Here is a 19,917-nt window from a genome sequence, read left to right as displayed (position 1 = left end):
GCATCGCAGCTCGCAACCGTCAACAAGATCATAAGAGGTGAGGGAAAGCCCGGTGAAACCGCTACAGCTAAGAACGGGGAAGTTGTTTACACCGTTCTAGAAGGTGGCACCGTTGAAATCAGGAATTTACGTTACAACACGTTGCAACGGTTCAATACAATAAAGTCGAACGATAACAACAGGTCAAAATAACAACGCTTATATTTGCCATTGTTCGCAACATGGCTTGCTTACGCGGATTATGCTGTCTAAGGGGTGCGTCCACAGGAAGCTACGCAGGTTCAGCCAACCGGCGCACAAGAACACCAAAAGCGACAGGCCCAAAACCGGAACCCATCGGATCTTTTCTAACCTTTGGAATGCCATCTGATTGTCCAAGAATCTCGCCGTCATTGCGATTGGCTGCGAGACATATCTGCAAGCAAAACGAAAAACCTGAGGATTGCCGTATTTTTCAAATGGGCTGTCGGTGCCCACCAAGGGCCCAACGGCGCCGCACTTTCTCGACGAGCACTTGTCGGGTGAAATTGAGCGCGCAACACAGGGCAACACCGTTAAACGCCTAGGGTGTACCGTTCTGTGCTTTTTGCATAATGTCTCGTCTGGAACCGCTCGCAGAGTCTGCCGTTCGAATCCCTCACATCAGGATTTTTGTCAATGGTTCATTCAGGTGGCATCGAGTTCTCCTTCGTAGTCGGATCCACGGTCTTCTCTATTCGGCGTGTTGAGGTCAAGCACTCTTTCTGGCCATCCGTTTTCCGGTATTTGATGTCTTTCGCAGGTTCTTGCTTCTCTTCGGGGTCAACCGATTGGTCCCCCCAGTATGGGATCAGGAGAATGGGGAGGAACAATCTGAGCCGCGTCCTTCCTGTTTTTCCATGAGGAACAAGACCTTGGGCGAACTCTCCCCATCCATCGTCCTGCGAAGGACATCCTTCCACCGGATGGTGGATCTGGGTACCTCCTATTGAACCGTTTTGTATTGGACCGACCGCCCTCAGGCCGCCGCCGGTAAATTTTCCCTTGTCCAGTAAAATTCCGTTCCATCGCACCACATGCGATGCATGATAACAGCAAGCCGCCGTGCCAAGGCGACGATGGCCTTCTGCCTGCCGCGACGCTTGGCGATATTCATCGCCCATGCTTTCAGCCACGACCATTTTTTGCTGAGCGTCAGCAAGACTTGCGCTGCTTCGTAGAGCAGGCTGCGCATCATATCGTCGCCACAACAGGATATTCGCCCCACCCGTTTGCTTTCGCCAGATTCGTTGAGCTTCGGCGTCAAACCAAGCACAGGACCCACCGCCTTTGAGTGCGTAAACCGCTCGGGAATATCGATTGTTGCCGTGTAGGCTAGAGCGACGACGGGTCCAACGCCGGGGATCGTCATCAACAGGCGGCAGATTGCATCATCGCGGACCAAATCCAAAACCTTCTTGTGCAGCTTGGTGAACTCTTCGCGTAGCAGTTTGCGAGCCGCGAGCAAGGACTGTATGATTTCGCCAAGACCGGGCCTGTCTTCCACCAATTCCTCAATCCGCTCCTCGAATTTGACCGCGCCGACCAAGCCAACCTTCAGTCCGAAATTGCGCAACAATCCGCGAATGTCGTTCTCGATGGCAATCGCCTTCTCCTGCAAAAGCTTGCGTGCGGTTAGCAAGGCCCGACGCTTCTGGCTGGCCAACGTCTTCACATGCACCGGCCGATAGAGATTGACCCGCATCATCTGGGCAATCCCGCGTGCATCATTGCGATCCGTCTTGTTCGGCTGCGCTTTCAGGAACGCCTTGGTGTGTCTGGTCTCGATGCAGGTCACCGGCAGCCCTGCCTTGGCGAGACCCTCGTACAGCCATTGCGACAAAGGACCCGCTTCAAGGCCGATCCGCTCAAAATTCCAGGCGGGGTCTTTCAGCACTGCTATCAGGTCATCAGGATGGCTGACGGCCTTTACTTCGCGGCAGATCTTGCCTGTTTCATCAAGAATGCAGATCGCTGTCTCTTTCACCGATATGTCCAGGCCGCTATAGTGTTTCATGCTGCGCTTCTCCTTCGATGCTTGAGGCTGTTTCATTGCAGACCTCGTTTACCATCAGCCAGAAGCGCAGCACCACAACCCATAATGATCGAAGATGAGGCGTAAAGCCGATATCCCATCTGAGCCCTAACTCATGACGCGGCTCGGCCTGAGCCTGATCAACCTCACATCCGGTCGCCGCGCGAAGCGCCTGACATCGCCGACTTCGACCACAAAGGTGACCGCTGTCATGAACGCGACGCCGCGCATCGCTTGCTAGGCGGCGACAACCGGCGCCAGCTATGCGGAACTCACTCCCGGCCCGGCCAATATTGAAGCCATCGCGAAGATTGCCAAGGCGATGCATCCGGAAGCATTTTAAGCGGTTATCTCCCCCCTTGTGGGGGAGAGATGACCGGCACCTGACGCCATTACGTTGCGAGAGTCCCTTCCCCATGAGTCCTGCTCAAATTAACCGACACATAATGCTCGCTACAAGTATGATGCTTGTCATCGCCCTCACCATCTCCTCCATTGCCTATGGTTCGACAATCATTCCCCTGAGCGACGTTTTGAATGCCCTCGGCCATGCTGCTTTCCTCAGCGACCTGACAACCACCGGGCCAATCGAACGCACCATCATCGACCAGCGCCTTCCGCGTGTCGCGCTGGCCATCTGCGTCGGTGCCGGGCTCGGCATCATCGGCGCGATGCTGCAGACGGTGACGCGCAATGATCTCGCTGACCCCTTCCTGTTCGGACTCTCCTCTGGCGCTGCGGCTGGCGCCGTCTCGGTTATCAGCATTTTCGGCGATCGCTTCGGCATCTGGACCCTGCCTGTCGCTGCGTTCAGCGGCGGCATGCTCGCCGCCGTCATCGTATTGTTGCTGGTGCGCCGCGTGCAGGGACAGGGACCGGAGCGCCTGATCCTTGCCGGCCTCGCCGTCTCGTTCCTGTTTGCCGCGCTCACCAACTACATGGTTTTTTCCGGCGACCAGCGCGCTGCTCATTCTGTGCTGTTCTGGACGTTGGGCGGTCTTGGCCTGGCGCGCTGGGATAATCTGCCGCTGGCACTGCTCGGCCTTGGCGCCATCCTCGTCTATGCCCTCTATAACCACCGCAATCTTGATGCGTTTCTCGCCGGGGAGAACACGGCGGAAAGCCTCGGCGTGCGCGTCACGCGCACCCGCAACACGGTGTTCATCGTCTGCGCATTCTCAACCGCGATCTTCGTTTCGGTTGCCGGCGTGATCGGATTTGTCGGCCTGATGATCCCGCATATCGCCCGCCGCTTCGCCGGCCAGCTGCATGCCGGTCTCATTGTCACCTGCGCGTTGCTCGGTGCGATGCTGGTCCTCCTCAGCGACCTTGCCGCGCGGCTGCTGCTTGCACCTCAGGAACTGCCGATCGGGATTGTCACGAGCTCCGTCGGCGCGTTCTTCGTGGTGACGACATTGCTGCGCAAGCGGCCGGGTTAGCGTCTAGAGCTTCCCGCGCGCAACGAAATTCGGGTTGGCGAAATCGGCATCGTCGGCCTGGTTGCGGCGGCCATAGGTGAGCGGCTTGCCATCGAGTGTTAGCGTTATCCCGCCAGCAGCGCGCAGCACGGCATCGCCTGCGGCGGTATCCCACTCCATCGTGCGGCCAAAGCGTGGATAGATATCCGCCTCTCCCCGTGCCAGCAGGCCAAATTTGATGGACGAACCGACCGACACACAGTCTGCAATCGGGAAATCCTTGAGATAGTCGTCGGTCTCCGGCGTCCGGTGCGACCGGCTCGCAACGGCAATCATCTGTTCCGGCGCCATACGACACGAGATCGCCTTGCGCGAAACAGTATTCCCGTCGCGATCGAGGGTCACTTCCTCAGCGCCGTCTGGTCCGCCGGTGAACAGCCATCCGCGCGCCGGCGCATAGACGATGCCAAGCACCGGAGTGCCATTCTCGATCAAGGCGATATTGACCGTGAAATCGCCATTGCGATTGACGAATTCCCGGGTCCCGTCAAGCGGATCGACCAGACAGAAGCGGTTCCCAAGATCGCCAGGCACATGGCCGCCGGATATTTCCTCTTCCGCAACGACCGGAATATCGGGGGTTGCACGGCGCAGCGCTGCAAGAATGATGGCTTCGGCTGCATGGTCCGCGGCGGTAACCGGCGACTTGTCGTCTTTCAACGCAACGTCGCAGCCTTCCTCGTAGATGCGCAGGATTTCCTGGCCGGCAGCAATCGCCGTCTCTTCAAAGATGGAGAGAAGGAAGATGTAACTAAATTGCGAAAATACTGTCACGGGATTTCCAGTTTGTGGCGCTGTTTATCTCCCCCTTGTGGGGGAGAAAGGATTTTCTTGGGTTTAGCCCTCGCTAAATCCTTAGAAAATCCAAGGGAGGGGATACTTCAAGCTGTCAAAGCCCCTCTCTTGCGATTTCTGGCACTTAGCAAGAGCTTCGCTTTCTCTCCCGCAAGGTGAGAGATAATTGGCGCTAGATCGACCACGAGCTCTGATCGTAGTTGAAGATAATCCCGTGCTCAGTGAGCAGCTTTTCGACCTCCGAGGCAAGCTCTTCCGTCGTCCGGCCAACAGTCTTAAGATGAAGTTCCGGGTTTTCCGGTGGTTCGTAGGGCGAATCCACGCCGGTGAAATTCTTGATCTCGCCACGCAAAGCCTTGGCGTAGAGTCCCTTCGGATCGCGCCGTGCGCATTCCTCGAACGGCGTGTCGACGAAGATTTCCATGAATTCGCCATCGCTCAGCAATTCGCGCACCATGCGGCGCTCGGTGATAAAGGGCGAAATGAACGACACCAGCACGATCAGGCCGGCGTCCACCATCAGCTTTGCCACCTCGCCGACCCGGCGGATATTTTCGACGCGATCTTCTTCGGTGAAGCCGAGATCACGATTGAGACCATGGCGAACATTGTCGCCGTCGAGGATGTAGGTGTGCTTGCCAAGCGCTGAAAGCCGCTTCTCGACCAGATTAGCCACCGTCGACTTGCCCGATCCCGAAAGCCCGGTGAACCACAGCACCGCCGGCTTCTGATCTTTCTGCGCTGCCCGCGAAGCCTTGTCGACGTCAAGCGCCTGCCAGTGCACATTGGACGCACGGCGCAGGGCAAAGTCGATCATCCCGGCGCCGACCGTCGCGTTGGTCAGGCGATCGATCAGGATGAACGACCCTGTCGAACGGTTCGACTTGTAGGGATCAAATGCCAGGGGTTCCTGCGTCGAAACATTGACGACGCCGACTTCATTCAGGTCAAGCGACTTGGCTGCAACCTCAGCGAAACTGTTGATATCGACTCGATATTTGAGATCGGTAACCGTCGCGGTGACCTGGTCGGTTTCCGTGCGCAGGATATAGGAACGGCCCGGGATCAGCGCATGTTCGGCAAACCACACCAGATGGGCGGCGAACTGGTCTGCCACCTCCGGCCGTGCATCCGGTGCCACCAGCATATTGCCGCGCGAGACCTCGATCTCGTCCTCCAGGACGATCGTGACCGCCTGTCCCTCGCTGGCTTTTTCGAGATCACCGTCCCAGGTGACGATACGCTTTACGCGAGAGGATTTGCCGGATTTGGCGACAACGACCTCGTCTCCAGGCGCAACCGTTCCTGACGCGATGGTACCGGAGAAACCGCGGAAATCGAGATTGGGCCGGTTGACGAACTGGACCGGGAAACGGAATGGACGCGCGGAATCCGCGCTATCCAGCGGCAGGTTTTCCAGATGCTGCAACAGCGCCGGCCCCTTGTACCAGGGAAGGTTGGCGGATGGCGCGATGACATTGTCGCCAAAGCGCGCCGATAGCGGGATTGCCTGTATTGTATTGAATCCGAGTTTGCCCGCAAACGCCTGATAATCCGCAACAATCTTGTCGAAGACATCCTGCGAATAATCCACCAGATCGATCTTGTTTACCGCCAGGACGATATTGCGAATGCCAAGCAGCGAGGCGATGAAACTATGCCGCCTCGTCTGGCGCAAGACACCCTGCCGCGCATCGACGAGAACAATCGCCAGGTCCGCAGTGGATGCACCCGTCGCCATATTGCGGGTATATTGTTCGTGGCCGGGCGTATCGGCAACGATGAACTTGCGCTTCGGTGTGGAGAAGAAGCGATAGGCGACATCGATGGTGATGCCCTGTTCACGCTCGGCTTCAAGCCCATCGACCAGCAGCGCGAAATCGATATCCTCGCCATTGGTGCCGTGCTTGCGGCTGTCATTGGTGAGCGCCGCCAGTTGATCCTCGAAGATCAGCTTGGTGTCATAGAGAAGGCGGCCGATCAGCGTGGACTTGCCGTCATCGACAGAACCGCAGGTGAGAAACCGCAGCAGCGACTTCTTTTCCTGTTCAACCATATAGGCATTGATTTCTTCGGCAGCGGCATCTGCGGCCGAAAGCTCGATCCGGGCTAGTTTTGACATCAGAAATAGCCCTCGCGCTTCTTCTTTTCCATGGAGCCCGCTTCATCCTTGTCAATCATGCGGCCCTGCCGCTCGGAGGTGCGCGCAACCAGCATTTCGCTGACGATTTCAGGCAGTGTTGCTGCGTTGGATTCCACGGCGCCAGTCAGCGGATAGCAGCCGAGCGTGCGGAAGCGTACCATCTTGTCCTGCAGCACTTCGCCCGGCAAAAGCTTCATCCGCTCATCATCGCGCATGATCAGCATGCCGTCGCGCTCGACCACCGGCCGCTTGGCTGCGAAATACAGCGGAACGATCGGAATGTCCTCCTGCATGATGTATTGCCAGATATCGAGTTCGGTCCAGTTGGAGATCGGAAAAACGCGGATCGATTCGCCCTTGGCGACGCGGGTGTTGTAGATCTTCCACATTTCCGGCCGCTGGTTTTTCGGGTCCCACGAATGCTGTGCGTTGCGGAACGAGAATATCCGCTCCTTGGCACGGGACTTTTCCTCGTCGCGCCGCGCGCCACCGAAGGCCGCGTCAAAACCGTATTTGTCGAGCGCCTGCCGGAGCGCAACCGTCTTCATGATGTGGGTGTGCGTGTTGGAACCATGTTCGAACGGGCCAATGCCCTGCTCGATGCCTTCCTGATTGCTGTGGACGAGAAGATCGAAGCCGAGGCGTTTCGCTTCTGAATCACGAAACGTGATCATCTCCTTGAATTTCCACTTGCTATCAACATGCAGAAAGGGAAATGGCGGCTTGGCCGGATAAAACGCCTTCATCGCCAGATGCAACATGACGGATGAATCCTTGCCGATGGAATAGAGCATCACCGGATTGGTGAATGTCGCCGCCACCTCACGGAAAATATGAATTGCTTCGGCTTCAAGACGCTGGAGATGCGTCAGGTTCTTGGTCATGAAAATCACTATCCACTCTGTCGCGTGACGTCAGCCAAGCAACGAACATCGATCCAAATTTTCGGCGTCATTCAAACTGCCGGTACTTGGCGCAAACATAGTGGAAGGGGGAGAATTAAGAAAAGGATGGTTTCACAAGGCGAGCGAAATCCACGCCAATTTATTGCCGCGAAAGACAAAATATCAGAACACTATTCCATTGAGCGACTGAGCCGGAGTCCGGCTTTTTTAAAATCTTCGATCGGTGGAAAAATGATCCTCCTGTCATCACTACCTGATTAGTAGAGATTAACAGGATCAACTGCCTTGTCAACGGCCGCCATCTGGCACAAACAACAGCCGCGCCTGAGGCTTTGAGACACAAGTTTCGCGATGCTGGCCTTCAGGGCCTATGCCAGTGTTGAAGTGGATAAAATGAGCGTTATTGCTCAAGTCCTTGTACGCGATAACCACTTCGAATTCTTCAATCGGAAACAAACGAAGCCCTGTCGCCTCAGTCATACGCCTTTGATCATATTCCGTGATGTGGCACCAAGCTTCGCCATTTCTTCAGCTGGCTGTCACCAATCCAACGATATTCAGCGCGGCCAGACTTCCGGCGACGATCCCGACAATACGGTCAAGACTATTCATTCCACAGTTCTATTACCGCTCAAGGCGCGTCATGAATGCGTTGAACTCCTCGGCCGTCGCGTAGGACTTCTGGGTACCCTCGCGCGTGATCGAATCGCCGGCGTAAAGCGCAGCTTTTCTGAGCGAAGCTTCGAGTTCGCCGCTTTCGACATAGTAGCGTGCGAAGCTGCCGATGAAAGCATCGCCTGCCCCGGTCGTGTCTTTCGGCTTGACCTGGAGCGGCTCGATGAGCGTCGACGCATGCGCAGTAATCAGCCGCGCACCGCGCGAGCCCATGGTGACGATGACAGTACGAATGCCCTTGTCGATCAGAGAGCGCGCTGCGTTTTCGATTTCCGCGTCGGTGCCGGTCGGCATACCGGTCAAAAGGGCAAGTTCCGTTTCGTTGGGAACGAGGAAGGTCGCCTTGACCACCTGTTTTGGATCGAGATCGGGTGCGGCGGGCGCGGGATTGAGGACCGTCGCGATGCCATGGCGATCGGCGAAGGCGATCGTGTAGTAGACTGTCTCGAGCGGCACTTCCAACTGCATCAGGATTAGATCGCAGCGCTTCAGGTCTTCGGCGGCCGCATCGATATCGGCAGGCTTCAAATCGTTGTTGGCGCCCTTGATGATGAGGATTGAGTTCTCGCCGCTCTCATCGACAAAGATGGGAGCAACGCCGCTCGACTTGCCCGCCACTGTGCCGACATGGGAAACATCGATGCCATTGCTCTTGAGATTGTTGATCGTGCTTTGACCGAAGACATCCTCGCCAACTTTCGTGACCATCATCACTTCGGCGCCAAGCCTCGCGGCAGCCACCGCCTGATTGGCGCCCTTGCCGCCAAAACCCATGGAGAATGATGGCGCTTCCAGCGTTTCGCCTGGCGCAGGCATCCGGATGATCGATGTGACGAGATCGGTCATGTTGCTGCCGACGACGGCGATACGGTGTGCCATGCTGGTTATCCTCCTCAGAACTTTGGGGAATGATCTATATCAATGATTTTCGAGAAAGGAATGCCTGCTGCGCCACATCGCTGTGGGAATGCATTCACGGTGAGGTCGTAAAAGAAAGAGATCGTGGCTGGGGCGGGAGGGTTCGAACCTCCGAATGGCGGTACCAAAAACCGCTGCCTTACCACTTGGCTACGCCCCAACATGTCCGCGCTGATTTGAACAATCCGCGAGACAGCGCGGCCTTATAACCTCTGGTTCCAGCTTGCGCAATGCGAATGATCGGCCAGTTTGTCGCTCTTCACAATTGTTTCCGCATTATTTTCATGACAAGGGTGAGCGCGTTTCACCTCGAGGATATTCACGCTTGACTGCGATCATTGCCCCTTTTCTTGCCGCTGCCGTTGCAAGTGTCGTGCTGCTGGCGATCATCATTCGCGTGCTCCCCGCAAATTTTCTTGGTGCGGCGGTTACGGAACGTTCCAATCACACCCAGGCGGCGCGGCAGCTTGGCGGCCTCGCCATCGTGCCGGCGATCATCGCATCGCTCTGGATCTTCGGACTGGAAAGCGGCCTGAACCTGCAGTTCCTCGCTGCCATGGCCATTGCAACCCTCGTTCTGTGGGTTACCGGCTTCCTCGACGACCGCCATCACCTGCCGGAAAGCATCCGGCTGGTGTCACAGCTCCTCGCATCCGCTATTGCGATCTATGGCCTTGGCCCGGATTTCCGCCTGCTGCCGGAACTGCTGCCGTTCTTTCTGGAGCGCGGCCTTCTCGTTCTGGCTCTCGTCTACTTCATCAATCTGACGAACTTCATGGACGGGCTCGACCTGATGGTGGTCTCCGGCTTGGGCATACCTCTGGCATTGCTGGCAGGTTTTTCGGCGTTCGGGCTGGCGGCAATTGGCACAGGCAGTCTTGCCGCTTCGATTGCTGGCGGCCTTGCAGGTTTTGCCGTCTTCAACCGGCCAAAAGCGCTGGTCTTCCTCGGCGATTCGGGAAGCCTGCCTATGGGCTTGTTGAGCGGCCTGGCCTTCTTCCTCGCAGCCCGTGACACGTCCGTCTGGACAGGGCTAATTCTGCCGCTGTTTTTCATCGCCGATGCCACATCGACGCTCCTGATGCGACTGGCTGCGGGCGAGAACATTTTGGCAGCCCACTCCAAACATGCCTACCAGATTGCCAGGCGCTCCGGCTGGTCTGTCTGGCAGGTGGTCCTCAGCGTCGGCGCGCTCAATCTTGTTCTCGGAGCCTGTGCGGTTGCGTCAGCGCAGCATGGCCTGCCTCGCATGGTCGGCATGCCGGTTGCAGTGATTGCAGCCACGCTTCTCCTCTACCGTTTCCGCAGCAAGAATTCTTAGCCTGTATTGCTCAGAGCCGGCGCAACAACGCGACTAGATAGAGCTTCGCCTGTCCCCAGGTCGTTTGCCGGTAGACGCCGGACTTGCGCAGATAATAGAGCCGCTTGATGAAATTGTCTGACCGCACCTTCCAGTAGAGGTCGCAAATCTCCTGCGCTTCTTCTGTAAGCAGATCGCTGTTTCGGATCAATGCTTGCATGTTAAGATCGGCTGGTCCGGCAAAGCGATCAGCGACAAGTTGCTTCACGTAGGCAGTCCTCGCCCACCAGCCACCTCCGCCGTCCAGTTGGCGTTGACGCACAAGCGCCAGTGAATCGTGATGAACAACCCCGCCTGCACCTGTGACGATCAGATAGAGCCACCAGTCGTGGCTCGAGAATTCGGCTTTCTGGCAGGATTGTACCAGAAGATCATGCGCCATCCTGTTGTAAAGCATCGTATTTCCGGTCGCGATATTCTCCACAAGAGCATTGCGGAAATCCGGATCGCTGCTGGATTCTTGTGAGGACCCCACCACGGCCCCGTCTTGCCCGATCGTGATAGTCCGCGAGCAAAATACCGACGGTACCGCAAAGGCGTTCTGTTCGATCCAGCGAACCGAGGCGGCGATCTTGTCCGCCTCCCACAGGTCGTTCTGGTCAGCAAAGGCGAAATAATCGGCCTGGATGTTGGGATTGACGATCAGCGACCGGAAATTGGCGGCCCTGCCTTGTCTTGGACCTCGCAGGGTATGTATCCGCCCTTTTGTCCAGCGTTGGGTCCAGTCGCTGAGGATCGAGACCGTCGCGTCGGTCGATCCGCCGTCGGACACCCATAGATCGATATCGGGATAGGTCTGCGCAGCGATGGATGACAGTTGATCATCCAGGAACGCCGCGCCATTGCAAGTCGCCATAAGGACGGCCACCCTTCCCGATGATGGTGTGCGTTTCAACAATACTCAACCTTGGTTTGTATCTAGCTCAGCGCCGCCCGCTTGTGCACATCAAAATGGCCAAGATTGAGATCACGCCACCAAATTTAACGCAAATCCTTACGCGCTCGCGCAGTCGAAGAGGAGCTTGCGAACCGCGTCTGTGTCGCGCTGGTCGATCAAACGGCGCAATTCGGCGACTGCTTCGGGCAAATGATCCACGGAATTGACACTGCGCTTGGCCCGGAGAATCTTCGAATGGCTCGTCGGGGAAACGCCCGTCGGATCGTAGAACAATTCCTCGTGCAACTTTTCACCTTCGCGTATGCCAACCGTCACGATTTCAATATCACCGTCCGGATTGCTGCTGTCCTTGACCGAGAGCCCAGCCAGCAGAATCATGTTCTCTGCCAGATCGCGAATGCGAACCGCCTCGCCCATTTCGAGCAACAGAATGTCGCCTCCTCCAGACAGCGCGCCGGCCTGAATGATCAGTTCCGCCGCCTCGCGCACCGACATGAAATAGCGTGTCATGTCGTCGTGTGTAACGGTGAGCGGACCGCCATGCGCGATCTGCTCACGGAACAGTGGCACGACCGAACCGCTCGATCCGATGACATTGCCGAAGCGAACCGACGCAAAGATCTGACCGGTGCCATTCTTGCTCGCCAGATTGCCGTGATAGCGCACGATGAGTTCCGCCCAGCGCTTTGTCGCACCCATGACATTCGATGGCCGGACTGCCTTGTCGGACGAAATGAGAACAAAGTTGCGAACACCGGCTTCACGCGACATCCCGGCCAGAATGTCGGTGCCGATCACATTGTTACGGGCGCCCTCGACGACGTTTTCTTCGACGAGCGGAACGTGTTTGTAAGCCGCACAATGATAAACATTTTCCACCTTGTGAGCGTCAAGGACAGACCTGATCAATGGAGCATCGCTGATGGAGCCAAGAACAGGTACGATCTGGCAATCACTGATCGATGTCAGTTCGCGGTGGAGCTGATAGATGCTGTGCTCGTTGACATCAAAGATCACCAGCTTCGCCGGCGCGAGTTTGACGATGGTGCGGCACAGCTCCGAGCCGATCGAACCACCAGCCCCGGTGACGAGAATGACACGGTTCTCGACGGTCTTGTCGAGCAATGTCGGGTCCGCAGGTACCGGCGAGCGGCCAAGCAGGTCGTCGATATCGATATCGCGCAGATGGCTGACGAGGTATTTGCCAGCGGTCAGGTCCGAGATCGCCGGCAGGATTCGCACCTTGACATCGAGGGATTTCAACCTCCCGATCAGCCGGCGGCGCTGGATGCCGCTCAAGGCAGACGTCGTCACGATCATCTCGTTGATACCGAAATTGTCGATCAGCGTCTCGAGCTGCGACGTCGGATAGACGCGGATGCCAAGAATATCCATGCCATGCAGGCTCTTGTCATCATCGACAAAGCCGGCAACGAAAACCTCGTTCTGACTCCTCAACGCATTGGCCAATTGCCGCCCGGCATCGCCTGCCCCGAATATGAGACATTGCCGCGCCATCAAATGCTCGCGCAGGGGGCTCCACAACAGCCACTTGGCAGCAAAACGGCTGCCGCAGATTAGTCCGATGCTCACGACCCAGTATAGAAACGGTATGGCGCGCGGCACGCCCGCAGCGCCGGTCATGAGCGTTAGGAATGCCAGGCAGACCCAGAGGATAACCGAGATCGTCACGGCCTGGATCATCGTCCAGATCGCCCTGTCAGGCAGGTAGCGGATAACCGATCGATACAGTCCGAAACGAATGAATACCGGCAAGCCGATCAGCGGCGCGGCAACCATCAAAAGCGCCTGCTCGCTGTTCGGGATGAAAAACGCACTGAATCTCAGCAGATAGCTGAACCAAACGGCGAATACCAACGCGATCAAGTCGAAAACGACAAGGATCAGTTGCTTATAACGACGCGGCATCATCGAGATGCTTTGCCGAAAATTTTCCAATTTCATTGATCCTCGGTGTTCGGAATAAACGCCAGACCAGTAGCATAGGGTAATCAAAATGCAATGCTCGTTTGGTGATCAATCACGACGTGCTTGGAAATCAACAGGAAACTCGATATATCGTGGACCGTAGAGAGGAGCAGGCTTGCGCCCGCCCCTCCATCCTTACCTCATGAAATAGACCCCGAGCAAGACTTGCCAGCTGGTCCGGGTTCTTTTCAGTCCATTAGGGTGAAGATATCAAAAGGTCTCTCAGCTCCCCCGATAGGTCGAGTACGACCACGGTGTCACCAGCAGCGGCACATGGTAGTTAGCCTCGACGTCCGAGATGGCAAAGCGGATGGGAACCTCGTCGAGAAAGGCCGGCGTGTCCAAAACAACCATCTTGTGTTTGAAATAATCCTCGACAAAGAAGATCAGCTCGTAACGGCCGACTTTCATTTCGTCGGATGACAACAAAGGTTTATCGGTACGGCCGTCAGCATTTGTGACGACCGTCTTGAGCAATTCACGATCGCCTTCGCCGATCCGATACAGCGTCAATGCCATGCCCGCTGCGGGGCTGCCTGCGGCCGTATCGAGCACATGTGTGGATAACTTTCCCATCAAATCCCCTCAGGCAATTAAATCTTGAAGGCGAAAACGTGCAATGAGCGCAATCTGACGCAACGCTTCGGCGACTTCCTCCCCGGCATTGTGGTCCAGGCGCCGGCGGAACGCCGCCATGATCGAATGCTTGTCGTGGCCACGTACCGCAAGGATAAACGGGAAACCGAAACGGCTCTGATAGGCATTGTTCAACCGGTGGAATTCCTCGAATTCACTGTCAGTCAGCCGATCGAGGCCCGCGCCCTTCTGTTCACTGGTGGATTCTGCCGTGAGACTGCCCTGCCGTGCTGCCTTTCCGGCCAGATCCGGGTGGGCGCGAATGAGTCCGAGCTGGGCGACCTGCCCCGCCTTCTCCACGGCAACCACCATCGCTTCATGCAGGCGTTCGACGCTGGAAAACGGCCGCATCTCCGCCACTGCTTCAGGGACCCATGGCGAGTGCTCAAAAATGCCGCCCAGCGCCGCGACAAAGTCCTCCGTGCCTGAATTGTTCAACTGCTCAAGCGTCATTTGCGTGCCCTCTCGCTCTGTATCGAGCGCAGGACATTTTCCGGTGTCGCCGGCGAATCCAGCTGCGGTACACCGCCCCGGATCGAAGCGATGGCGTCACGAATAGCGAGCCAGATCGATATACCCAGCATTAACGGCGGTTCGCCGATTGCCTTGGAACGGAACACGGTCTCTTCCCGGTTCGGCATGTTGTCGAGGATGCGCACATTGAATTGCGGCGGCACGTCACGAGATCCCGGTATCTTGTAGGTCGACGGACCGACGGTGCACAGGCGTCCCGCCTTGTCCCACCAGAGTTCCTCGCAAGTCACCCAGCCCATGCCCTGCACGAACGCCCCTTCGATCTGGCCAAGATCGATAGCCGGATTGAGCGGCGAACCGACATCCTGCAGAATATCGGCGCGCAGGCAGCGTGTTTCTCCGGTGAGTGTGTCGACGGCAACTTCCGCCACCGCAGCGCCATAGCTGAAATAAAAGAAGGGCCGGCCCTTCATCGTCTTGCCGTCCCAATGGATCTTTGGCGTCGCATAATGCCCGGCTTCCGAAAGCTGAACCCGCTTGGCCCAGGCCATTTTCGCCAACTCGCCAAACGAGATTGACTCATTTCCGGCGTGGACACGCCCTTCGCGGTAAACGATCACATCCTCTTCGACGTCGAAATGCTCGGCGGCCACCCTCGTCATGCGCGCCTTGATCGCCGTCGCCGCCTTGAAGGCGGCCATGCCGTTGAGGTCAGAGCCGGTAGAGGCAGCCGTCGCGCTGGTGTTCGGCACCTTGCCCGTCGCGGTTGAAGAAATTCGCACCATGTCGAGGTCGACCTGAAACACCTCGGCAACAACCTGAGCGACCTTGACGAAAAGGCCCTGCCCCATCTCCGTACCGCCATGGTTGAGGAAGATCGACCCGTCCAGATAGACATGCACCAGCGCGCCAGCCTGATTGAGTGAGGTTAGATTGAACGATATGCCGAACTTGACCGGCATCATTGCCAAACCGCGCCGGATCACCGGATTTTCCGCATTGTGCGCATCGATTTCGGCGCGGCGGCGCTTCCAGTCAGCGGATGCCATGACCGCCTCGGTCACTTCGACAAGGCGGTTATCCTCAACCTGCTGGCCGTAAGGCGTCATGTCGCCGGTGTCCTCGCCATAATAGTTGATGGCGCGGACATTGTTGGGGTCGAGCTTCAGCTCGCGGGCAATGGTATCGACGATGGATTCGATGGTTATGATGCCTTGCGGCCCGCCAAAGCCTCGAAACGCGGTGTTGGATACGGTGTTGGTCTTGCAGGCATGGCCAATGAATCGCGCATGCGGAATATAATAGGAATTGTCCGTGTGGGTCAGCGTGCGGGTGATGACAGGTCCAGTCAGGTCCGGCAGATTACCCGCCCGCGCCAGATATTCGACATCGAGGCCGAGAATGCGGCCCCTATTGTCCACCCCGACCTTCCAGTTGGCGACATAATCGTGACGCTTGCCAGTACCTGCCATGTCATCACGGCGTTTCAACCGCAACTTGCACGGCTTGCCGGTCTTGGCAGCCACGAGCGCCGCGGCGCCGGCGATGATGGTCGGCTGGCTTTCCTTGCCCCCGAACCCGCCGCCCATGCGCCGCACCTGGCATTCAACTGCATTCGCGTGGAGGCCGAGGATACCCGCCACATGGTGCTGCACCTCGGTTGGATGCTGCGTTGAGGAATAAACCAGCATTTCGCCGTTCTCGCCTGGAACGGCATAGGCGATGTGGGTTTCCAGATAGAAATGGTCCTGGCCGCCCATATGCAGCTTGCCGGACAGGACGTGAGGGGCACTGGCCAGCGCGGTGTCGACATCCCCCTCGATCACTTCCTGCGGTGGCAGGACATAACTCCTGCGCCGATGCGCTTCCTCTACGTCAAGCACCGGTTCCAGCTGATCGATGTCCAGCTTGACGCGCTTTGCCGCGCGGTAGGCGGTTTCGAAATCCTGCGCAGCGACGACTGCGATCACCCGTCCCTCATGATCGACAATGTCTTCGGCAAACAGCGTTTCGCCATGGAGAATAGGCCCGACTTCATTGTGGCCGGGGACATCCTTCGCCGACCAGACGCCGGCAACGCCGTCCATCGCCAGCGCTTCGGATGCATCGAACCCCTTGAGCCTGCCATGCGCAACCGGCGACAGGACAAAGGCTGCGTGGAGCGTGCCCGGCAATTCCGGCATGTCGTCGATGTAGTTCGCCTCACCGGAGACGTGTCGGGCCGCGGAATCATGAGCAATGCCTTTACCGACAATGCTGCGATGGACGATCTTGGCATCAATATTCATAGCGAACTCCACTGTTCGTGGAATCGCTCAGACCCCGCCTTGCCCTCCCCATTGTGGGGAGGGAGGCTGCGCAGCAGCAGGGAGGGGTCTTTGGCAGTGCTCAAACGCCCAACTGCGTTGTTATTTCTATGTCGCGAGCAACACCCCTCCCCGTCGCTTCGCTCCGCCCCTCCCCACCAGGGGGAGGGTAAGAGGCGGCAACGTCGCAATGAACTCCGGACCGCGAAGCTTTCTGAGGGAATTGCGTCAATATTCATAGCGCCATCACCTCCACGACCTCGCCAGCCACATCGCGCCAGAAGCGTTCCGCCAGATTGGCTGCCACCGTCAACCGGTAATCGGCGCTGCCGCGCCAATCGGTCAAAGGCTTGAATTGCGCCGCGATGGCGGCAGAACAGGCGTCGATTGCCTTTCGGTCGAAGCCGCTTCCAACGAGAGTCTGTTCCGCCTGACCGGCCCGCTGCGGCGTTGCCGCCATGCCGCCAAAGGCAATACGGGCACTGCGGACCTGCCCCTCTTCACGGACAATGGAAAACGCCGCGCAGACCGTCGAGATATCCTGGTCGTATCGCTTGGATATCTTGTAGACGCGGAATTCCTGGCCCTCCCGCGGTTTAGGAATCGACACCGACGCGATCACTTCATCGGGGCGCAGTTCGGTCTTGCGGTAATCGAGGAAGAAGTCTTCGAGCGGCAGGAAACGATGACCGCTCAGCGAGGCAAGCTCGACCTCCGCGCCGAGCGCAATCAATGCAGGTGGACCATCGCCGATCGGGCTCGCCGTGCCGATATTGCCACCGATGGTTCCCATGGAGCGTATCTGCGTCGAGCCAAAGCGGCGGATGAGCGTGGCGAAGGACGGGTATAAGCCGGCGATCCGGTCCAGCACCTCTTCCCACGTGACGGCAGCGCCGAAACTCAAATGATTATCGGTCTCCCGGATCGCCCGCAGTTCGCTGACATGGGCGAGCGATATCACTTCGGCCCAGTCGGCGTGATAATCCGCAAGCGCGACGCCAAGATCGGTCCCGCCGCCGAGCAAGATCGCCTCGGGCTTCTCCTTGCGCAGTTGCAGGAGAACATTCAGCAATGCCGGCTGATGAAATGTCGAGCCGGTAGCCGAAATCGTAGCGTGCGGTTCGATCGTTTCAAACGCTGCCACCTGCGGCCCCGAAATCGTTGCGCCACCGGTGCCAATCACCTTGCGAGCGGCTTCGACGATGGGCCGGTAGCCGGTGCAGCGGCAGAGATTGCCCGCCAGCGCATCGTGGATGTCGTTGTCATTGGCTTCAGCATTGTTCGCCACCAGCCCCGCCAGCGAAATCACGATGCCCGGCGTGCAGAAGCCGCATTGCGACGAGCCGTTTTCCGCCATCGCCTCCTGCACCGGGTGCAGCTGTTCGCCCTTCAGACCCTCGACGGTGACGAGAGCGCGGCCATCGATCTGGCCCATGGCGAGAATACAACTATTGGCAGCATGATAATGGACGCTACCACCCTCATGGTGTGCTTCGTCGAACCATGGATCGCCGATCAGCACCGAACACGCACCGCAATCGCCCTCGGCGCAACCTTCTTTTGTACCAGTCAATCGCGGCGCGCTGCGCAGCCAGTCCAGCACTGTCATATCCGGACGAACGGAAACTTCTTGCGCCTGACCATTGAGAAAAAAGCGTATCGTTTGTGACATGATTGCCAGCTTCAACCGGCGACGTGCACCCGTCAAGGGAAAAGCACTGTTCGGTTCATTCAAACGGCAAGCTTTTCAATCCTGTAGACCACATCGTCAAAGAAAAACTCGTCGAGATTGTTGCCCTCGCCGCCGCGGTCGACCACCAGAAAATCCGACACTTGCTGAAGCGAGATCAGCGGGTGATGCCAGACGTTGCGGCCATAATTGACGCCCTGATTGCCCCGGCAAAGGAAGGCGACCGGTTGTCCTGGCCGTCCGCCTTGATCCCCTGCCACAACGACAACAAATGGCCGGTTCTGCAGCGGCATGAAAGCCTGGCTGCCGAGCGGATGGCGCTCCAGCATGCTGATATCGACAGGCGGCGCAAATGCCTTGCCCCGAAAGATATTGACGAGCACCCGCGCGCCCTCACCCGTCACATCGACATTGGCGAGATCGTGATAGCGTTCTGTCGTCCCGTTGTTGATCAGGCGCATTTCGGCGCCCTCGGTTTCGATCACATCGCCGAACGGCGCGAACGCCGCTTTCGTTAGCGGCCGGACTTCAAGAATGATCGTTACCATTGTGGGAGACCTTATGAAAAAATTCTGCGTGATGAGTGAGCTGGTACGGTTTTCGAGAACCGGAGCGCAGTGGACATTTTCGTCCATGAGCACCGAAGGCGTGGAAAGTCGCATCAGATGGCCATGGGGGTGGATTTGTCAAAGGTCTCGGTGGTGTTCATGCCAATGCCGGGCGATATCGATACGGCGCGTGATCCAGGCCTCTTCATGGTGCTGCACATAATCGAGGAACCGCTCCAGCGCAGCAGCACGCCCCGGGCGCCCGACCAACCGGCAATGCAGCCCGATCGACATCATCTTTGGCGTGCCCTCCTTGCCCTCGCGGTAGAGCACGTCGAACGTATCCTTAAGATAGGTGAAGAACTGATCGCCGGAATTAAATCCCTGCGGCGTCGCAAAGCGCATGTCATTGGCATCAAGCGTGTAAGGTACGATGAGATGCGGCCCCTTCGGACCGTCCACCCAATAGGGCAGTTCGTCGGCATAGCTGTCGGCGGAATAGACAAACCCGCCCTCCTCCATGACGATCTTCAGCGTATTGTCGGAAGGCTTGCCCTGATAAATGCCGAGCGGGCGCGAGCCGGTGATTTCCGTATGCAGTCGCACTGCCTCATGAATATGCTGGCGCTCAAGATCTTCCGGGAAATCCTTGTATTCGAGCCAGCGCAGACCATGGCTGGCGATCTCCCAATCTGCTTCCTTCATGGCGGCGACGGCTTCCGGATTGCGCGCCATGGCGAGCGTCACGCCATAGACAGTGACAGGTATCTTGCGGCTGGTGAACATGCGCCATAACCGCCAGAAACCGGCGCGCGACCCATATTCATAGATCGATTCCATGTTGAGATTGCGCTGGCCGGGCCAAGGCTGGGCCCCGACGATTTCCGACAGCAGACTTTCGGACGCGGGATCATTGTCGAGGATCGAGCTCTCGCCGCCCTCCTCGTAATTGACCACGAATTGCACGGCGATCTTCGCGCCGCCCGGCCATTTCGGATCGGGCGTATTGCGGCCGTAGCCTATCAGATTGCGGGGATAGTGAGACAAGG

The 19,917-nt window shown here is 57.7% G+C and carries 16 protein-coding genes, 1 tRNA gene and 1 pseudogene; 4 read left to right on the top strand and 14 right to left on the bottom strand.

The window, feature by feature from the left end:
* The coding region (locus AAAC48_RS21025) for a hypothetical protein (protein WP_340656057.1) at positions 1 to 192 on the top strand (192 nt) is incomplete at its 5' end.
* 805 nt (positions 193 to 997) lie between these two features.
* On the opposite strand, the gene AAAC48_RS21020 is transcribed toward AAAC48_RS21025, so the two are convergent.
* On the bottom strand, positions 998 to 2,035 hold the full coding sequence (locus tag AAAC48_RS21020; protein ID WP_340656056.1) for an IS110 family transposase: 1,038 nt from the start codon (positions 2,033 to 2,035) through the stop codon (positions 998 to 1,000).
* Between the two features lie 133 nt (positions 2,036 to 2,168).
* On the opposite strand from AAAC48_RS21020, the gene AAAC48_RS21015 reads away from it, so the two are divergent.
* A complete protein-coding gene (locus AAAC48_RS21015) occupies positions 2,169 to 2,294 on the top strand; it encodes a hypothetical protein (RefSeq protein WP_340656058.1) in 126 nt (41 codons plus the stop codon).
* 205 nt (positions 2,295 to 2,499) lie between these two features.
* Positions 2,500 to 3,492, top strand: coding sequence for an iron ABC transporter permease (locus AAAC48_RS21010; protein ID WP_340656055.1), 993 nt, complete (start codon positions 2,500 to 2,502; stop codon positions 3,490 to 3,492).
* Between the two features lie 3 nt (positions 3,493 to 3,495).
* Here the strand turns inward: AAAC48_RS21010 and cysQ are convergent, their stop codons facing one another.
* The 5 genes from cysQ to AAAC48_RS20985 all read right to left on the bottom strand — a co-directional run bounded on the left by cysQ (position 3,496) and on the right by AAAC48_RS20985 (position 9,127).
* Positions 3,496 to 4,305 carry a 3'(2'),5'-bisphosphate nucleotidase CysQ gene (gene cysQ, locus AAAC48_RS21005; protein WP_340656054.1) on the bottom strand — a complete coding sequence of 270 codons (810 nt, stop codon included), beginning with the start codon at positions 4,303 to 4,305 and terminating at the stop codon, positions 3,496 to 3,498.
* Between the two features lie 193 nt (positions 4,306 to 4,498).
* A complete protein-coding gene (cysN, locus tag AAAC48_RS21000) occupies positions 4,499 to 6,448 on the bottom strand; it encodes a sulfate adenylyltransferase subunit CysN (protein ID WP_340656053.1) in 1,950 nt (649 codons plus the stop codon).
* On the bottom strand, positions 6,448 to 7,353 hold the full coding sequence (gene cysD, locus AAAC48_RS20995) for a sulfate adenylyltransferase subunit CysD (RefSeq protein ID WP_340656052.1): 906 nt from the start codon (positions 7,351 to 7,353) through the stop codon (positions 6,448 to 6,450). Before cysD ends, cysN begins: the two co-directional genes overlap by 1 nt.
* A gap of 645 nt (positions 7,354 to 7,998) precedes the next feature.
* Complete coding sequence (gene rbsK, locus AAAC48_RS20990; RefSeq protein WP_340656051.1) at positions 7,999 to 8,928, bottom strand: ribokinase; 930 nt, start codon at positions 8,926 to 8,928, stop codon at positions 7,999 to 8,001.
* 124 nt (positions 8,929 to 9,052) lie between these two features.
* A tRNA-Gln gene (locus tag AAAC48_RS20985) sits at positions 9,053 to 9,127 on the bottom strand.
* A 165-nt stretch (positions 9,128 to 9,292) separates the two neighbouring features.
* Between AAAC48_RS20985 and AAAC48_RS20980 the strand changes: the two genes are divergently transcribed.
* Entirely contained in the window at positions 9,293 to 10,288 is a 996-nt protein-coding gene (locus AAAC48_RS20980) for a glycoside hydrolase (RefSeq protein ID WP_340656050.1), read from the top strand.
* A 10-nt stretch (positions 10,289 to 10,298) separates the two neighbouring features.
* Here the strand turns inward: AAAC48_RS20980 and AAAC48_RS20975 are convergent, their stop codons facing one another.
* The 8 genes and pseudogenes from AAAC48_RS20975 to puuE all read right to left on the bottom strand — a co-directional run.
* A complete protein-coding gene (locus tag AAAC48_RS20975; RefSeq protein ID WP_340656049.1) occupies positions 10,299 to 11,222 on the bottom strand; it encodes a glycosyltransferase in 924 nt (307 codons plus the stop codon).
* A gap of 99 nt (positions 11,223 to 11,321) precedes the next feature.
* Positions 11,322 to 13,190, bottom strand: a complete 1,869-nt coding sequence (locus AAAC48_RS20970; protein WP_340656048.1) for a nucleoside-diphosphate sugar epimerase/dehydratase — start codon at positions 13,188 to 13,190, stop codon at positions 11,322 to 11,324.
* A 246-nt stretch (positions 13,191 to 13,436) separates the two neighbouring features.
* Positions 13,437 to 13,790, bottom strand: a complete 354-nt coding sequence (uraH, locus tag AAAC48_RS20965) for a hydroxyisourate hydrolase (protein ID WP_340656047.1) — start codon at positions 13,788 to 13,790, stop codon at positions 13,437 to 13,439.
* Between the two features lie 9 nt (positions 13,791 to 13,799).
* On the bottom strand, positions 13,800 to 14,303 hold the full coding sequence (gene uraD, locus AAAC48_RS20960; RefSeq protein ID WP_340656046.1) for a 2-oxo-4-hydroxy-4-carboxy-5-ureidoimidazoline decarboxylase: 504 nt from the start codon (positions 14,301 to 14,303) through the stop codon (positions 13,800 to 13,802).
* Positions 14,300 to 16,612 carry a xanthine dehydrogenase molybdopterin binding subunit gene (gene xdhB, locus AAAC48_RS20955; protein WP_340656045.1) on the bottom strand — a complete coding sequence of 771 codons (2,313 nt, stop codon included), beginning with the start codon at positions 16,610 to 16,612 and terminating at the stop codon, positions 14,300 to 14,302. The genes uraD and xdhB overlap by 4 nt, the downstream gene beginning before the upstream one ends.
* A 253-nt stretch (positions 16,613 to 16,865) precedes the next feature.
* Positions 16,866 to 18,302 carry a xanthine dehydrogenase small subunit gene (gene xdhA, locus AAAC48_RS20950; RefSeq protein WP_340656044.1) on the bottom strand — a complete coding sequence of 479 codons (1,437 nt, stop codon included), beginning with the start codon at positions 18,300 to 18,302 and terminating at the stop codon, positions 16,866 to 16,868.
* A gap of 59 nt (positions 18,303 to 18,361) precedes the next feature.
* Complete coding sequence (locus AAAC48_RS20945; RefSeq protein WP_340656043.1) at positions 18,362 to 18,868, bottom strand: ureidoglycolate lyase; 507 nt, start codon at positions 18,866 to 18,868, stop codon at positions 18,362 to 18,364.
* Between the two features lie 147 nt (positions 18,869 to 19,015).
* A pseudogene (gene puuE, locus AAAC48_RS20940) lies at positions 19,016 to 19,915 on the bottom strand (allantoinase PuuE); the annotation flags it as partial.
* Between the last annotated feature and the right edge of the window lie 2 nt (positions 19,916 to 19,917).

Origin of the sequence: Phyllobacterium sp. (assembly GCF_037994405.1) — a bacterium.
Lineage (GTDB): Bacteria > Pseudomonadota > Alphaproteobacteria > Rhizobiales > Rhizobiaceae > Phyllobacterium.
The sequence above is the reverse complement of the archived record's forward strand: the minus strand, read 5'-3'. Positions and strand labels throughout refer to the sequence as shown.

Coding starts and splice junctions, on each gene's coding strand:
- AAAC48_RS21020 (WP_340656056.1), bottom strand. CDS start 2,035: ATGAAACACTATAGCGGCCTGGACATATCGGTGAAAGAGACAGCGATC.
- AAAC48_RS21015 (WP_340656058.1), top strand. CDS start 2,169: ATGACGCGGCTCGGCCTGAGCCTGATCAACCTCACATCCGGTCGCCGC.
- AAAC48_RS21010 (WP_340656055.1), top strand. CDS start 2,500: ATGCTCGCTACAAGTATGATGCTTGTCATCGCCCTCACCATCTCCTCC.
- cysN (WP_340656053.1), bottom strand. CDS start 6,448: ATGTCAAAACTAGCCCGGATCGAGCTTTCGGCCGCAGATGCCGCTGCC.
- cysD (WP_340656052.1), bottom strand. CDS start 7,353: ATGACCAAGAACCTGACGCATCTCCAGCGTCTTGAAGCCGAAGCAATT.
- rbsK (WP_340656051.1), bottom strand. CDS start 8,928: ATGGCACACCGTATCGCCGTCGTCGGCAGCAACATGACCGATCTCGTC.
- AAAC48_RS20970 (WP_340656048.1), bottom strand. CDS start 13,190: ATGAAATTGGAAAATTTTCGGCAAAGCATCTCGATGATGCCGCGTCGT.
- uraH (WP_340656047.1), bottom strand. CDS start 13,790: ATGGGAAAGTTATCCACACATGTGCTCGATACGGCCGCAGGCAGCCCC.
- uraD (WP_340656046.1), bottom strand. CDS start 14,303: ATGACGCTTGAGCAGTTGAACAATTCAGGCACGGAGGACTTTGTCGCG.
- xdhB (WP_340656045.1), bottom strand. CDS start 16,612: ATGAATATTGATGCCAAGATCGTCCATCGCAGCATTGTCGGTAAAGGC.
- xdhA (WP_340656044.1), bottom strand. CDS start 18,302: ATGTCACAAACGATACGCTTTTTTCTCAATGGTCAGGCGCAAGAAGTT.
- AAAC48_RS20945 (WP_340656043.1), bottom strand. CDS start 18,868: ATGGTAACGATCATTCTTGAAGTCCGGCCGCTAACGAAAGCGGCGTTC.